Origin of the sequence: Pyxidicoccus fallax (genome assembly GCF_012933655.1) — a bacterium.
GTDB classification, from domain to species: domain Bacteria; phylum Myxococcota; class Myxococcia; order Myxococcales; family Myxococcaceae; genus Myxococcus; species Myxococcus fallax.
Genome location: NZ_JABBJJ010000141.1, coordinates 1 through 14440 on the forward strand (window position 1 = coordinate 1; position 14440 = coordinate 14440).

Annotated in this window: 14 protein-coding genes; 11 read left to right on the forward strand and 3 right to left on the reverse strand. The window is 71.7% G+C overall.

All coding sequences use genetic code 11. From position 1 onward, the window contains the following. On the reverse strand, window positions 1-177 hold a 177-nt coding region (locus HG543_RS27245), incomplete at its 3' end, for an enoyl-CoA hydratase/isomerase family protein (protein ID WP_211194202.1). A gap of 83 nt (window positions 178-260) precedes the next feature. Between HG543_RS27245 and HG543_RS27250 the strand changes: the two genes are divergently transcribed. From HG543_RS27250 to HG543_RS27280, 7 genes are all read left to right on the forward strand, one after another. Further along, complete coding sequence (locus tag HG543_RS27250; RefSeq protein WP_169347796.1) at window positions 261-944, forward strand: HAD family hydrolase; 684 nt, start codon at window positions 261-263, stop codon at window positions 942-944. Between the two features lie 629 nt (window positions 945-1573). Beyond that, on the forward strand, window positions 1574-2110 hold the full coding sequence (locus HG543_RS27255; protein WP_169347797.1) for a hypothetical protein: 537 nt from the start codon (window positions 1574-1576) through the stop codon (window positions 2108-2110). Window positions 2111-2253: 143 nt separating this feature from the next. After that, window positions 2254-3780, forward strand: a complete 1527-nt coding sequence (locus HG543_RS27260; protein WP_169347798.1) for an NAD(P)-binding protein — start codon at window positions 2254-2256, stop codon at window positions 3778-3780. 105 nt (window positions 3781-3885) lie between these two features. After that, on the forward strand, window positions 3886-4077 hold the full coding sequence (gene rpmB / locus HG543_RS27265; protein ID WP_169347799.1) for a 50S ribosomal protein L28: 192 nt from the start codon (window positions 3886-3888) through the stop codon (window positions 4075-4077). Between the two features lie 17 nt (window positions 4078-4094). Then, on the forward strand, window positions 4095-5039 hold the full coding sequence (gene murQ / locus HG543_RS27270) for an N-acetylmuramic acid 6-phosphate etherase (RefSeq protein ID WP_343073448.1): 945 nt from the start codon (window positions 4095-4097) through the stop codon (window positions 5037-5039). A gap of 37 nt (window positions 5040-5076) precedes the next feature. Continuing rightward, on the forward strand, window positions 5077-6231 hold the full coding sequence (locus HG543_RS27275) for an anhydro-N-acetylmuramic acid kinase (protein WP_169347801.1): 1155 nt from the start codon (window positions 5077-5079) through the stop codon (window positions 6229-6231). Continuing rightward, a complete protein-coding gene (locus tag HG543_RS27280) occupies window positions 6228-7382 on the forward strand; it encodes a GTP-binding protein (RefSeq protein WP_169347802.1) in 1155 nt (384 codons plus the stop codon). The genes HG543_RS27275 and HG543_RS27280 overlap by 4 nt, the downstream gene beginning before the upstream one ends. Window positions 7383-7395: 13 nt before the next feature. On the opposite strand, the gene HG543_RS27285 is transcribed toward HG543_RS27280, so the two are convergent. After that, window positions 7396-8481 carry a DUF4388 domain-containing protein gene (locus HG543_RS27285; protein ID WP_169347803.1) on the reverse strand — a complete coding sequence of 362 codons (1086 nt, stop codon included), beginning with the start codon at window positions 8479-8481 and terminating at the stop codon, window positions 7396-7398. Window positions 8482-8512: 31 nt separating this feature from the next. Between HG543_RS27285 and HG543_RS27290 the strand changes: the two genes are divergently transcribed. From HG543_RS27290 to HG543_RS27300, 3 genes are all read left to right on the forward strand, one after another. Further along, window positions 8513-9448, forward strand: coding sequence for a metalloenzyme (locus HG543_RS27290; RefSeq protein ID WP_169347804.1), 936 nt, complete (start codon window positions 8513-8515; stop codon window positions 9446-9448). Window positions 9449-9453: 5 nt separating this feature from the next. Further along, window positions 9454-10380, forward strand: coding sequence for a gluzincin family metallopeptidase (locus tag HG543_RS27295; protein ID WP_169347805.1), 927 nt, complete (start codon window positions 9454-9456; stop codon window positions 10378-10380). Window positions 10381-10519: 139 nt separating this feature from the next. Further along, complete coding sequence (locus tag HG543_RS27300) at window positions 10520-12382, forward strand: hybrid sensor histidine kinase/response regulator (protein WP_169347806.1); 1863 nt, start codon at window positions 10520-10522, stop codon at window positions 12380-12382. 9 nt (window positions 12383-12391) lie between these two features. Here the strand turns inward: HG543_RS27300 and HG543_RS27305 are convergent, their stop codons facing one another. Further along, window positions 12392-13300: an OmpA family protein gene (locus HG543_RS27305; RefSeq protein WP_169347807.1), complete on the reverse strand. Its 909-nt coding sequence runs from the start codon at window positions 13298-13300 to the stop codon at window positions 12392-12394. A 171-nt stretch (window positions 13301-13471) separates the two neighbouring features. Between HG543_RS27305 and HG543_RS27310 the strand changes: the two genes are divergently transcribed. Beyond that, window positions 13472-14251 (forward strand): DUF4336 domain-containing protein, encoded by a 780-nt coding sequence (locus HG543_RS27310; RefSeq protein WP_169347808.1) that lies wholly within the window; start codon window positions 13472-13474, stop codon window positions 14249-14251. Window positions 14252-14440: the final 189 nt, after the last annotated feature.

Here is a 14440-nt window from a genome sequence, read left to right on the forward strand (position 1 = left end):
CCTCCCGCCCGCGCCCCGGATGACCACCGCCTTCACGGCCGCGTCCACGGCCCAGGCGTCGAGCTGGGAGTGCAGCTCCCGGCACATCCCCAGGTCGAGGGCGTTCAGTGCCTTCGGACGGTTCAGGGTCACGACGCCCACCGCCCCACGCGTCTCCAGCAGCACTTCATCACTCATGCTCGCAGGGGATATCAGGCAGGCGGCTTCCATGCGCGGATTCCGTGCGCCACTCCGTTCATGGACGCGCTATTGCGGGCCTCATGACCTCCTCCGCTCCCCTGCGCGCCGTCGTCTTCGACATGGATGGGACGCTCGTCGACAACATGCTCTTCCACAATGAGGCCTGGGTGGCGCTCGCCCGGAGGCTCGGGCTGTCGCTGACGGCCGAGGACTTCCAGCGGCAGTTCGCTGGCCGGAAGAACGAGGAGATCCTCCCCACGCTGCTCGGCCGTCCTCTCTCCCACGAGGAGATGACCGGGCTGGCCGAGGAGAAGGAATCGCAATACCGGACCTTTTACCGGCCCCACCTGAAGCTCCACCGCGGGGCCGAGGCGTTCATCCATCGGCTTCGCGAGGCTGGCATCCCCGTGGCCGTCGCCACCGCCGCGCCCCAGGGCAACCGGGAGCTGGTGCTGGACGGGCTCGGCATCCGCTCCCTCTTCGCGCGCGTGGTGGGCGCCGAAGAGGTGACGCGAGGCAAGCCGGCTCCGGACATCTTCCTCGCCGCGGCGAAGGCGCTGGGCATCGAGCCGTCCGCGTGCCTTGCGTTCGAGGACGCCGTGCTCGGTGTCATGTCCGCGAGGGACGCGGGCATGACGGTGATGGGCATCACCACCGCCGCTCCCGCCGAGCAGCTCCGCGAGGCCGGCGCCCGGTGGACCGCGCCGGACTTCACCGCGCTGCCGCCCGAACTGGAGGCGCGCCTCTTCGCGAAGGCGGCCTGAGCCGGCGCTCCGCCCGCCCCGGGACGAGCGGCGCCGAGGAAGGAACGTTCGTTCCACCGGGAGACCGCGCCGAGATGCGGAGGACCGTGGAAGGAACGTTCGTTCCACCGGGAGACCGCGCCGAGGCAGACGCGGCCGTGGACGGAACGTTCATTCCGGCCACGAGCTGCTCCCAGGACGGAGCAGGACCGTGGAAGGAACGTTCGTTCCACCGGGAGCCGAGCCAAGGCGGGCGGCGCCGTGGAGGGAACGTTCGTTCCGCCACGAGCCGTCCTCGGACGCGCGGGGCCTTGGAAGGAACGTTCGTTCCACCACGAGCCGTCCTCGGATGCACAGGACCGTGGACGGAACGTTCGTTCCACTACGAGCCGTCCTCGGACGCGCGGGGCCTTGGAAGGAACGTTCGTTCCACCACGAGCCGTCCTCGGATGCACAGGACCGTGGACGGAACGTTCGTTCCGCCGGGAGGTCGCGCCGGCACGGGCGACGCCGTGGAAGGAACGTTCGTTCCACGGGGGTCCGTCCCGGGACCGGGAAGGTGACGCAAGGGTCCGCGCCCGTTGCTCCGGCCGTCGGTGACCTGCCACTGTCCCGGGAGCCGTTCACGCCCTCGCGGAAGGCAGGCCCCCGTGTCCTGGTCGCGGAAGCTGCTGGAGTCCCCGAAGAAGCCGGTGCTCATCGCGCTCACCGTGGTCGGGGCCCTCGGCGTCCTCCTCATCGGGCGCCAGATGCCGGTGCGCGGCGGCGACATCCTCGCGCTCGAGTTCGTCTGGACGCCCGAGCAGGCCCTGGCGCTCCTCGACGCCTGGGGCCCCCTGAAATACGACGCCGCCCGGATGTCCGTGTGGGTCGACTTCCCGTTCATCGCCGCCTACGCGACGCTGCTGATGGGCCTGGTGCTGCTGGCGGCACGCGCCAGCCGCGGCGGCCTCCAGCGGCTCGGGCTCGGCCTCGCGCTCGTCCCCTGGCTGGCGGGCCTGCTGGATGTCGTGGAGAACCTGTGCCTCCTGCGCATCCTGGACGGCCCCGCCGACCCGCCCGGCCCGCTCGTGACGATGCTCGCGGGCACCTGCGCCACGGCCAAGTTCCTCGGGGTCATCGCCTGCGCCGGCTACGTCCTCGTGGCCACGGGCGCCTGGGCGCTGGGCCTCGTCCGGGGCCGGTAGGGCCGCTCCCCTCCTCCCGGCCCTGGCCGGCGGGCCCCCGGGCCCCGGGTCCGGGCGCACCAGAGGGGGCACCCCCCGCGTGGACCGGGTCCCTGCGCCAAAAGGGCGCCAGCGGCGGGCGCGTTGTGTAGTGTTGCGCGCCCATGGCGACGTCCTCAGCCAAACTCAAGCTTCCCGCGGGTCCCTCCCGGCACGTCTACGACGTCATCGTGCTTGGCAGTCAGCTCGGAGGCGCGCTCGCCGCCGCGCTGCTGGCGAAGCGCAACCACCGCGTCCTCCTGGTGGAGCACGACGGCATGGGCCCCGGCTACGAGCACGGCGGCTACGTGCTCCCCTACGCCCCCTTCGTGGCACCCCCGCTCAAGACGATGCCCACCGTGGAGGAGGCCCTCAACGAGCTGGGCCTCGCCGCCACCGTGCAGCGCTCGCTGCGGCCCCACGTCCCGGACCTCCAGCTGCTGCTGCCCAAGAACCGCCTGGACCTGCACGCCGACACTGCCCGCCGCAAGGCCGAGGCCGCGCGCGAGCTGGGCGACGAGGGCGAGGCGCTCCTGGGAGCCCTGGCCGGCGCCGCCGCCCAGCACGAGAGCACCGACGAGTTCTTCAAGGCCGCCCCGCCCCTGCCCCCGGACGGCTTCTTCGAGGGCTGGAACCTCAAGAAGCTCATCAAGGCCCACCCCGGCCTGGAGGCCACGCCCCGGCTGGCCGGGGACTCCGCGTCCCTGAAGCTCGTGCGCGGCATGCTGCCCTTCGTCAGCCACCTGGAGAACCCCGAGTCCCCGCTGTCCCTGACGCGGCCCCTCTCCCAGGTGCTCTCCTCTCCCAGCTTCTTCTCCGGCGGGCGGGAGGGCCTGCGCGAGCTGCTCTCCCGCCGCGTGGCGGAGCTGGGCGGCGACGTGCTCGGCCGCGACAGCCCGTCCGGCTTCATCGTCGAGGAGCTCACCTTCGACGGGAACAAGTTCGCGGGCATGAAGCTTTTGCGCTCGGACACCGTGTACCGCGCGTCGTGCCTCGTGGCGGCCACGGACGCGGGCGGCCTGCGGCGGCTGGTGACGGACAAGAAGCACCACCGCGGCCTCCTGGAGCACCTGGACCAGTCCTCCACCAAGTCGCTCCTCTTCACGGTGAACTGGGTGGTCCCCGAGGCCGCCCTGCCGCGCGGCCTGGGCGAGCTGGCCCTGGTGGACACCGGCGACCAGGAGCTGGGCCCGCTGCTCCTCCAGGTCCACCTGGCGCGCACGGCCCCGGGCCCCGGCAAGGAGAGCAAGGAAGTAGAGGGCGTGCGCGTGGTGTGCGCCGGCGTCTTCGTCCCCGCCTCGTACCGGGACCTGGGCGAGGAGCACCTGCAGGGCGTGGCCAACCGCATCGACGAGCACCTGGACGCGCTGATGCCCTTCACCGCCCAGCACCGGTTGCTGCGCTCGGCGCCGTACCTGGACGCGGGCGGGGTGCGGGGCAGCCGCCTGATGCCCCACCCCCTCTACAGCTTCGAGACGGAAGCCTTCCTGGGCGTCACGGGTTTGGCTCAACGCACGCCGGCGAAGAACGTCCTCCTCGCCAGCCGTGAGGTCCTTCCCGGCCTCGGCCTGGAGGGCGAGCTGCTCGCCGGAGTCCGGGCCGCTCGGATGGTGCAGGAGATGTTGAAGAAGAAGGATCCGCTCAAGGGCTGATCCTCGCTGCTGAAAGGCTGGATTTCCTGGCCAGGATCTGGCAGGTTCCGCCGCTCTTTTCATCGGCAGGCGTTCGACGCCCCAGTTTTCAAGGAGTTAGAGGTCATGGCGTGGAAGTGCGACATCTGTGGCAAGCGTCCGCTGGTCGGTAACAACGTCAGCCACGCGAACAACAAGACCAAGAAGCGGACCCTCCCCAACCTCCAGAAGATTCGGGCGAGCGTTGAGGGCAGCACCCAGCGCGTGCTGGCATGCACCCGGTGCATCAAGGCCGGCAAGGTGACGAAGGCCGCCTGAGGCCCGGGCGCTCCAGGGTGGGCACGTCTCGCGCCTCACCGCCGAAACTGCCCCCCACCGAGCGGCTTCACCCCCGCGCGGACGAGCTGGATCTGCTTTCCATCCGGTCCGTCGTCCGCCGGTTGCATGACGAAGACCTGGCCGCCATCCGCGCGGTTCGTCCATCGCTTCCCGCTGTCACGGAAGCGGCGACGGCCGTGGCGGACGCTTTGCGGGCAGGCGGCCGGCTCCTCTATGTCGGGGCTGGTACCAGCGGGCGGCTCGGCGTGCTCGACGCGAGCGAGTGCCCGCCCACCTTCGGAGTCCCTCCCTCCCGAGTCCAGGCCGCCATCGCGGGTGGACGCCGGGCGCTGACGCGTGCCGTGGAGGGCGCCGAGGATGACCTCGAGGCCGGAGCCACCGCGGTGCGCGCCTTCAAGGCGGGGCCGAAGGACGTGGTGTGCGGCATCTCCGCCAGCGCCTCCACCCCGTATGTCCTTGGCGCGCTGCGCGAGGCGAAGCGACGCGGCGCCCACACGGTGCTGGTGTGCTGCAACCCGCCGGGCGCGGAGTCCGTCGCGGACACGGTGGTGCTGGCGCGCACGGGCCCGGAATTGGTGGCCGGCTCCACGCGGCTGAAGGCCGGCACCGCGACGAAGCTCATCCTCAACGCGATGACGACGGCGGCCTTCGTGTCGCTGGGCAAGGTGTACCGGGGGCGCATGGTGGACGTGCGCCCGGCCAACGCGAAGCTGCGGGCCCGAGCCGCGCGCATGGTGGCGGAGCTGACGGAATTGCCCCCCGGGGACGCCTCGAAGCTGCTGGAGGCCGCGGGCGGCGAGGTGAAGCTGGCGCTGGCCATGCACTTCACCGGGCTGGACGCGAAGGAGGCCCGGAAGCGGCTGGACGCGAAGGGGCTGCGTGCCCTCTCTCCGTCCGGACGGAGGGGCGCTCGCCGCCGCCGCCCCGGAGCCCTCCGGTAGGGAGCGGCGCGTGGGTCCCGGGACTTAGACTCCGGGTATGCGCCTGCCCCCGCCCGTTCCAGACCCGCGACAGCCCCGCCTGTGCGTGGGCCTGCTGTCCGGCACCAGCGTGGACGCCGTGGAGGCGGCCCTGTGCGAGGTGACGGGCACGGGCGACAGCGTGCGCCTGAAGCTGCTGGCCCACGTGTCGGTACCCTTCCCTCCCGAGCTGGTGACGCGGCTGTTGGGGCCGCAGGACGCGGGCTCGCTGTGCCGGCTCGACTTCGAGCTGGGGGAGCATTTCGCGGACGCGGCCCGGCGGGTCATGCGCGAGGCCGGCGTGTCACCGGAGCAGGTGGCCGCCATCGGCTCGCACGGACAGACCATGGCCCACGTGCCGCCGGGCTCGGACGCGACGCCCTCCACGCTGCAGATTGGCGAGCCTTCCGTCATCGCCGAGCGCACCGGCGTGCCCGTCGTCAGCGACTTCCGCACGCGGGACATGGCGGCCGGGGGCCATGGCGCGCCGCTGGTGCCGTACCTCGACTGGGCCGTCTTCCGCGGCACCGGCGCGCCCCGCGCGCTGCTCAACATCGGCGGCATCGGCAACCTCAGCGCCGTCAGCGCGCGGCTGGAGGACACCCTCGCCTTCGACACCGGGCCGGGCAACATGGTGCTGGACGGGCTGGCCCGGCGCGTCACCCAGGGCCACCTCGCGTGTGATTTGGACGGCACCCTGTCCCGGCGGGGACAGGTGATTCCGGAGCTGCTGGCGGAACTGCTGTCGCACCCGTTCCTGTGTCAGCCGCCGCCCCGGAGCGCCGGACGGGAGAGCTTCGGCGAGGTGCTGGTGGAGCGGCTGTGGGCGCGCCACGCGGAGCGGCCCTACGACTTGATGGCCACGGCGCTGGAGCTCACGGTGGAGAGCATCGCGCGGGCGTATGAAACATGGCTGAAACAGCGTTTTCCCCGGATGGAAGGGCTGTATGCCTCGGGGGGCGGGACGCGGAATCCAGCGATAATGGAACGGCTGCGGGCGCGGCTGGCGCCGCTGCCGGTGCACACGCTGGATGCGCTCGGTTTTCCAGAAGGAGCGAAAGAGGCCGCCCTCTTCGCCCTCCTGGCGGCCGAGCATCTGGTGGGGACACCGGCGAATGTGCCGTCCGCAACTGGCGCGAGGCGTCGAGTCGTTCTAGGTAAGCTGACACCGTGAGCAGCGTGAACCTGATGGCCCGCGAGGTGGCCGCGAAAATTGTCTTCTACGGGCCGGGCCTGTCGGGGAAGACGACCACCTTGCGGAAGATCTACGAGACGGTCCGCCCCGCGCACCGTGGCGAGATGATGTCCATCGCCACCGAGGGCGACCGGACGCTCTTCTTCGACTTCCTGCCGGTGAAGGTGGAGCGCGTGGGCGACTGCTCCGTGCGGCTCGCGCTGTACACCGTGCCCGGCCAGGTCTTCTACAACGCGACCCGCAAGCTGGTGCTCCAGGGCGCGGACGGCGTGGTGTTCGTCGCGGACTCGCAGCCGGAGGCGATGGACGCCAACCGCGAGTCGCTGGCGAACCTGGAGGAGAACCTCTTCGAGCACGGCATCCGGCTGGACCGCTTCCCGCTGGTGATGCAGTGGAACAAGCGGGACCTGGAAGGCGTGCTGCCGGTGGACGTGCTCCGCAAGGAGCTCAACCCGCGCGGCGTGCCCGAGTTCGAGACGGCGGCGGCCAACGGGCGTGGGGTGCTGGACACGCTGAAGGCGATTACCCGGCTGGTCATCAAGGATTTGCGGGCCAAGCGCATCGTCCCGCCACCGCGGCCGACGACGCCGGGAGCGGGGCCGCAGCCCGCGGGCCTGGAGGCGCAGCTCACGCAGCACCTGCATGGACGTCAGCCGCCGCCTCCGGGCTCGCAGCAGCCGACGGTGACCTTCGGCGGAGGCCCCGCCCCTGCGCTGGCGACGGCGCCGGTGCCGCGCGTGGCGCCCGTGGCGGTGGTGCCGCCCCCCGTGCAGGTGTCCCCGGTCTCCGCGACGCAGACGGGCCCGAAGCTGCTGGGCGCGGCGAGCGCGCTGGCCTCGGGAGACATGTTCGACCATGCGCGGGCCGCCGAGGCCGCGTTCATGGCCGGTGACTACGCGACGTGTGTCACCGCGTGCACGGATGCCATCCGGCGCGCGCTGGCCTTCGCGGGCGAGGGCTCGCTGGCGCAGCAGGCGTACCTGCTCCGGGTGGACGGCGCGGACCTGCTGCGGTTCCAGGGACTGGCCACGCAGCAGCTCCTGCGCGTGGATGACGCCGCGTTCGCGCTCTACGTGCTGATGCAGGTCTTCGTGCGGCTCAACGCGGTGGGGCTGCCCAACGGGGAGTAGCCGCGGGGACGTCTCACCGCGGATACATCAGCTGCAGCAATCCCATCCGCTGCAGCTTCGCCAGCGTCTTCAATGTCTCCAATTCCCGCGCGGGGCTCGCGAGCACGAGCGTGGACACATCCCACGTACCGCTGATGAGCCCCGCAATCTGGCGCTCCTCGGGCTTGAGCAGCGCCAGCCCCTGCGGGTCATGCACCATGACCGGAATGAGCAGCGGCGGCATCTCCGCGTAGAGCGCCGCCACGTGCTCGCGCTGCACCAGCCGGGCGAACTCGCGCACGCGCCGGTCCGCCGGGTCGCTGGCCAGCAGGGACGCGCAGACGATGCCCGCCGCGTCGAACTGGCCCTCGCGCATCAGCACCCCGCCCTTCTCCAGCATCTCCGCCACCGGGTCCGCCTCCACCTGCGGCGCCCCCTCCACCTCCACCAGCTTCGCCCGCAGCAGCTCGTACACCCGCCGCGTCACCGACGAGCGCGACACGCCCATCGACAGCCGCAGCCGCCCCAGGTTCTGCGGCTTCGTGCACAGCGTCAGGATGATTCGGTGCATCAGCGGCTGGCTCGGGCTCGGCGGCGTCAGCGCGCGCACGCTCAGCGCATCAATCGGCAGCGCCTTGTCCACGTCCGGCTGCTCATCCACCCAGCGCAGCGACTCGAAGAGCAGCTCGCGGATGCTCATGTCCGACGGCACCCAGTCCTCGCCCGAGCGGTCCGAGTCCTCCGTCCAGTGGAACGTCCCCCGCGCGGCAATCGTCAGGTCCGTCATCGCCGCGAACAGCTCCTCGCGGCCCAGGTCGCGCACCCACCGCGACTGCACGCCATGCGAGTCGAACGCCGCGTCCACGTCAGGCGTGCGTGATAGCTCATCGAACGCCGCCAGCACCTTCGTCCCCGAGGCCAGCTTCGCCAGCGTCAGCAGCCGCGCCACCCGCCCCCGCAGCCCCTCCGACGCCGTGGCACCCACCTGTCCGGAGAGCACGAAGAGCTTCCGCTCGCCGGCCTCCCAGGAGAGCTGGAGCGTCCCCGTCTTGCGGGAGCTGTCCAACCATTGAAGGAACTCGGGAAGCGGATAGCTGAAAAGGTCGCCGTGGAGGGCCATGCTGTCAGACTTGAGGATACAGTCGTCAGCCGTGCGCGTCGCGGTCCTGTTCATCGACGGGGTGGGCATCGGCCGGAAGGACCCGGCCATCAATCCGCTCGCCCACCGGGAGCACCTGCTTTCCTGTTTCCAGGACGCCCCCAGCCCTCCGCTGCCACACGGGGGCTTGCGCGTCTCCGTGGATACGACCTTCGGCGTCGCCGGCCGCCCGCAGTCCGCGTCCAACCAGACGGCCATCCTCACGGGAGACCCCGCCCCCGCGCTCATCGGCAAGCACGTCCTCGGCTACCCCAACGCGCCCCTGCGAGGGCTGATGGCCGAGCGCTCCATCGTCCGCCGGCTCATCTCCGCCGGCCGCACCGCCACCTTCGCCAACGCCTACCCCGCCCCGTACCTGGAGGCCATGGGCGTGCCCCACCGGGACACCACCTCGCCCCCGGAGTTCACCATCCCCCCCGAGGCGCGCCGCAAGGTGAAGCCCTCCGCCGCCAAGCTGGCCTTCACCGCGGGCGGTGTCCCCTTGAGGACACTCGACGACGCGCGCGCCGGGGACGGCCTCACCCCCGACATCACCGGCGACGCCGCCCGCGCCCACGGCCTGCCCGTCCCCTCACGCACGCCCGAGGAGGCCGCCGGCGTCTTCTGGCACGTGGCCGCCCGCGCCGACTTCACCTACTTCGAGCACTACCTCGCGGACGAGGCCGGCCACGCGCAGGACCTCGCCGCCGCGCTGGCCGCCCTGGACACCTTCGACGCCTTCACCCGCGCCGTGGTGGCGGCCCGTCCGGCGGACGCCCGGGTGCTCGTGTGTAGCGACCACGGCAATGTGGAAGACCTGTCCACGCGCGGGCACACCGTCCACCCCGTGCCCGTGCTCTACTTCGGCCCCCCCTCGACGGAGGTGGAGTCCTTCTCCACCGTGGCCGACGTCGGACGCGCGGTGCTGCGCTGGCTCGGGGTGGAGTGACGCACGTGAAGCGGTGTCGCAGTCACAGCCGGTGGTGGACTCCCGCCCGCGCGGTGGCGCTCTGGGCCCTCGTGTGGCTCTCGGGCTGCGCGCACAAGATGAGCACCAGCGTGCCCACCTCGCAGGCCCCCGCCGAGGAGTCCGCCGAGGGCGACAGCGTGCGCGCCCCCGCCGCCCCCCGCATCGACGTGGAGTACCGCGAGCGTGACGCCTCCGCCGCCACCCAGGTGCGCCTCGCCGTGGAGCGCGCCCTGCCCCGTCTCGCCCGCTGGGGCACCTTCGACGACTCCGTCACCATCGTCATCCACCCCAACCACGCCGCCCTGGAGCGCGCCGCCAACCGCTCCGGCCACGACTTCCTCCGCGCCTGGGCCCGCTACGAGCAGATTGAGCTCCAGAGCCCCCGCACCTGGACGCTGCTCGGCGCCAGCCAGTCCCAGGTGGACGAGCTGCTCCTGCACGAGCTCACCCACAGCCTCATGTACCAGGTGGCCTCGGACAAGCTGGGCTGGACGCGCAAGCGCATCCCCCTGTGGTTCCGCGAGGGCATGGCCTCGTACACCGCCGAGCAGGGCTACCGCGTCCCCAGCCTGGAGGACCTGTCGCGCTTCTGGCGCAACCAGCCCTCCGCCGACCCGCTGACGCAGGCCGAGGCCCTCTACCAGGGCAGGAGCGACATCGTTTACGGCGCCGCCCACCACGCCTTCACCTTCCTCGTGCGCCGCTACGGCGAGGCCACCATCCGCGGCGTCCTCCACGCCATGAGCCGGGGCCCGGACTTCCCGGACGCCTTCGCCGAGGCCGTCGGCCTCCCCCACGACGCCTTCCTCGAGGATTTCCGCCGCTACGTCCGCCTGCGCGGCTTCAAGGGCGGCCGGAAGCTCGGTCCCCAACGTCCACGGCCGGACACCGCAATCCCCACGGCCCCCTGAGCCCCGGACCTGTTGGCCGGTTGCAACTTCCAGAAGTGAACACTGGCCCCAGGTCACAGATTGGTGGCATTATTCTCACCCGGTTGGAATCCGGAACGGCGAGAGGGGCAGCCGGGGTCCGGAACCGAGGGGTGAACCGATGGTTGACCAGCAAGGCGCGCTGACAGGGTCGTCTGGCGAGGCGGTGGACTCGCGGACGCTGCTGGAGCGCCTCCAGCGGTCCGAGCAGGTCCTGGAGCAGTTATGCGCGGCGGGCGTCCCTGGCGTCACGGAGGACGCGCACGCGGCGCTGCGGCAGGAGGTCTCCGCGCTGCGCCAGATGCGCGCCGAATTGAAGATGCTGTTGGACCGCGGGGCGTTGATTGCCGACACGTCCCACAAGCTGCTCAACCTGCCGCCGGAGGAGATGGAGTCCGGCATCCGCGGCGCGCTGGCGCTGCTGGGCCAGCACGTGAAGGCGCAGCGCTGCTACGTGGGCCTCTTGTCCGACGACCGCTCGCGGCTGCTGGACGCGTACGAGTGGTGCGCGCCGGGGACGGAGCCGCTCGGGCTGGAGGCGTTCCGGGGCCGCTCCGTGGAGGCCTTCGCGTGGACGCTGGGCGAGTTCCAGGCGGGCCGGACTGTCACGGTGACGGACCCGTCCATGCTGCCGCCCGAGGCCACCGCGGAGCACCGGCTGTTCGCGGCGCGGCGGATTCGCGCGTACGTCAACACGCCCCTGTCGCTCGGGGGGCGGCTCGTCGGGTGGATGGGCTTCGACGCGGTGGGGGCGCCCCGCAGCTGGACGCCGGAGGAGCTCAACCTGCTGGGCGTCACGGGCAGCGCGCTGGTGACGGCGCTGGAGCGCAAGCGGCGGGACGCACTGCTGCTCCAGGAGAAGGAGCAGGAGCAGCGCGCGCGCTCGCTGGGCATCATCGCCGCGGGCCTGGCGCACGAAATCAACAACCCGCTCGCGTACACGACGGGCAACCTGGAGTACCTGAAGCAGCGGATGCCCTGCGCCCACACCCCGGAGGGTCTGGCGCACGAGTGCCACCAGGTGCTGGACGAGGCGCTGGAGGGGGCCATCCGCATCCGGCGCATCGTCTCGGACATGGGGGCCTTCTCGCTGAAGGACAGCGACGAAGTGGAGGCGGTGGACCTGGAGGCGGTCATCAACTCCACCCTGCGCATGGCGGCCAACCAGCTGCGCCACCGCGCGCAGGTGGTGCGCGACTATGAGCCGGGCATGCCCCGGGTGCGCGGCTCCCGGACGAAGCTGGGGCAGGTGCTGCTCAACCTCGTGCTCAACGCGGTGTACGCCATCCCCGAGGGGCACTTCTCCGAGCACCGCATCAGCCTGCGCGTGCGCCACTCGGCCGAGAGCGTGGTGCTGACGCTGTCCGACACCGGCCACGGCATTCCGCCGGAGGTGCTGCCGCGCATCTTCGACCCGTTCTTCACCACGCGGCGGGGCAGCGGCGGCATGGGCATGGGGCTGGCCATCTGCCGCGACATCGTCACCGCGCTGGGCGGGAAGATTGCCGTCCGGAGCGCGCCCGGCGAGGGCACCACGGTGGAGGTGCACCTCGTCCCCGCCGAGCAGGCCGTGCCCGAGCTCGCCACGCGGGCGCTGGCGCCGTCCTCCAGCGGGAAGCGGGTGCTGGTGGTGGACGACGAGCCCCGGGTGCTGGACATGCTGAAGCGGCTGCTGCGCGGGCACGAGCTGGTGACCGCCAGCAACGGCCGCGAGGCGTTGGAGCGGCTTCGCGCGGACACCTCGTTCGACGTCATCCTCTGCGACCTGATGATGCCGGAGCTGACCGGCGTGGACGTGTACCAGGCCGTGCGCGAGCGCTGGCCGGGGCTGCACGAGCGCATCGTCTTCATCACCGGCGGCGCCTTCACCCCGGAGACGCAGCGCTTCCTCCAGCAGGTGGGCAACCGCGTGCTCACCAAGCCCTTCGAGCCAGCCCACCTGCGGGAGCTGGTGACGTCCGCCGCCGCGCGGCTGCCCCACTGAGCGGCGCGGTCAGGGCGCGGAAGCCTCGGTGACCAGCTCCACGCGGCGGCTGCGCGCGTGGCACTCGGGGGTGGACTCCTCGCACGGCGGGCGCGTGTCGCCCTCCGTCGCGAGGACGAGCCGCGCGCTCTGCACGCCGAGTGACAGGAGGTACGCGGCCACGGACTGCGCGCGCCCCTGTCCCAGGGACGTGTTGACGGACTCGGGGCCGCTCGTGTCGGTGTGCCCCTCCAGGCGCACGCGCAGGCCCGGACTCTGGAGCAGGCACTCGGCCGAGCGGCGCAGCACGGCCTCCGCCTCGGGGCTGAGCCGCGTGTCGGAGAACGCGAAGAAGACGGGCGCCAGCGCGCACGAGGCCGCGGTCTCCGTCTGGGGTGACGGCGCCGAGTTGAGCCGGCGCGCCTCGGCGAGCAGCTCGTCCACCACCCGCGCGGCGGCGGCATCCGCGAGCGGTGTGTTCTCCACCGGCCCGTACTCGATGCCCAGCACCGCCTCCTGGGGCTGACCCGCGAGCAGGAAGGCCGGGCGCTGGTGCCACTGCACGGTGACGCCCTCGCGCTCGTAGCTGGTGGCGGAGATGCGCACCGTGTCGCCCGGCCGCGCGGACAGGGTGACGCGGCCCCGCATCACGAAACGGTAACCGTCCACGTACGAGAAGACGCGCGAGCGGCCCTCGTACACCACGCGCACGTCGAGCTGGCGCAGGCCCGGCGCGAGCGGATGCCGTGCGCCCGCCTGTGCCGACAGGGGAGCGCCGTCCAGCAGGTACTCCACCGAGCGCAGCTCGAAGCCACCCGCCGCCCCGAGCCGGTCCTCATGGCTCACCTCCAACCACGTCCCCGCCGGAGGCGTAGCCTCGGCGTGCGCGACGGAGGTCACGGTCAGGACGAGCAGGGCGACGAGGAACACGGAACGCATCACCGGAATGAAAGTGGGCCTCGGGGTCATACACAAGTGCCCTTCAGAGCGGCCCGGGACATACCCCTGGCGGAAGGAAAGGATATGCCATTGCCCCGACAGGGGTGAATGCACCGCGTCCCTGGATGAAGCCGAGGCGCTCCCGTGACACGGGGTTAGGCTGCCAGGACCATGACCGCGGAAGACGAAGCCAGCCCCCACGAGTGGTGCGATGGGATACGCCCCTACGCGCCGCTCTCGACGCTCAAGCCGCTCTCCGACGGAATCTGGTGGGTGGATGGGCCCGTCATGAGGATGAGCGTCGGCCCGGTCTCCCTGCCCTTTCCCACGCGCATGGCCATCATCCGCCTGCGCTCGGGCGGGTTGTGGGTCTGGTCCCCCACGGCGCCCACGCCGGAGCTGTTCGCGGAAGTCGACGCGCTCGGCCCCGTCGAGCACCTCGTCTCGCCGAACCGGTTTCACTACGCGGCCATCCCCGCGTGGAAGCAGCGCTACCCGCGCGCGACGGCGTGGGCCTCTCCGGGTGTTCGTGAGCGGGCACGCTCGCAGAATATCGACGTCGCGTTCGAGGCCGACCTCGGCGACACGCCGCCCCCCGCCTGGGCGCACGACCTCGACCAGCGCGTCTTCCGGGGCAGCCGATTCATGGAAGAAGTCGTGTTCTTCCACCGTGCGTCGTCGACGCTCATCGTCGCCGACCTGGTCATGGCGCTCGAACCGGACCGCGTCCGGCCCCGCCTGCGCTGGCTGCTCACGCTCGGCGGCACGATGTGGCCGGGACAGACACCGCGCGAGGTGCGGCTGACGTCCTGGGGACGGAAGGCCCAGGCACGCGCCAGCTCCCAGCACCTGCTCGAGTGGCGGCCGCGTCAGGTGCTTCTCGCACATGGCCGCTGCTACCTCGATGCCGCGACGGCCCGGCTTGAGCGCGCGTTCGCCTGGCTGCGCTGACACGTCAGGAGACGGCGAGTTCGCCCCTCCCAGGGACACCGTGACGCCAGGGGCACCTCCGGGTCTCTTCCCGGAGCCCAATCACAACCATCCCCGTCCATGGGCAGACATCCGCCCTGCGGCCGGTGCCTTCATCCCGCCGTGACAATGGACCGGCGTCACCAAGGGCCTCACCGCAAGTAAAGTCAT

Bases quoted from the DNA above. Each gene is read 5' to 3' on its own strand.
- HG543_RS27300 (WP_169347806.1), top strand. From the start codon at position 10,520: ATGGTTGACCAGCAAGGCGCGCTGACAGGGTCGTCTGGCGAGGCGGTG.
- HG543_RS27305 (WP_169347807.1), bottom strand. From the start codon at position 13,300: ATGCGTTCCGTGTTCCTCGTCGCCCTGCTCGTCCTGACCGTGACCTCC.
- rpmB (WP_169347799.1), top strand. From the start codon at position 3,886: ATGGCGTGGAAGTGCGACATCTGTGGCAAGCGTCCGCTGGTCGGTAAC.
- HG543_RS27310 (WP_169347808.1), top strand. From the start codon at position 13,472: ATGACCGCGGAAGACGAAGCCAGCCCCCACGAGTGGTGCGATGGGATA.
- HG543_RS27285 (WP_169347803.1), bottom strand. From the start codon at position 8,481: ATGGCCCTCCACGGCGACCTTTTCAGCTATCCGCTTCCCGAGTTCCTT.
- HG543_RS27275 (WP_169347801.1), top strand. From the start codon at position 5,077: ATGCGCCTGCCCCCGCCCGTTCCAGACCCGCGACAGCCCCGCCTGTGC.
- HG543_RS27250 (WP_169347796.1), top strand. From the start codon at position 261: ATGACCTCCTCCGCTCCCCTGCGCGCCGTCGTCTTCGACATGGATGGG.
- HG543_RS27260 (WP_169347798.1), top strand. From the start codon at position 2,254: ATGGCGACGTCCTCAGCCAAACTCAAGCTTCCCGCGGGTCCCTCCCGG.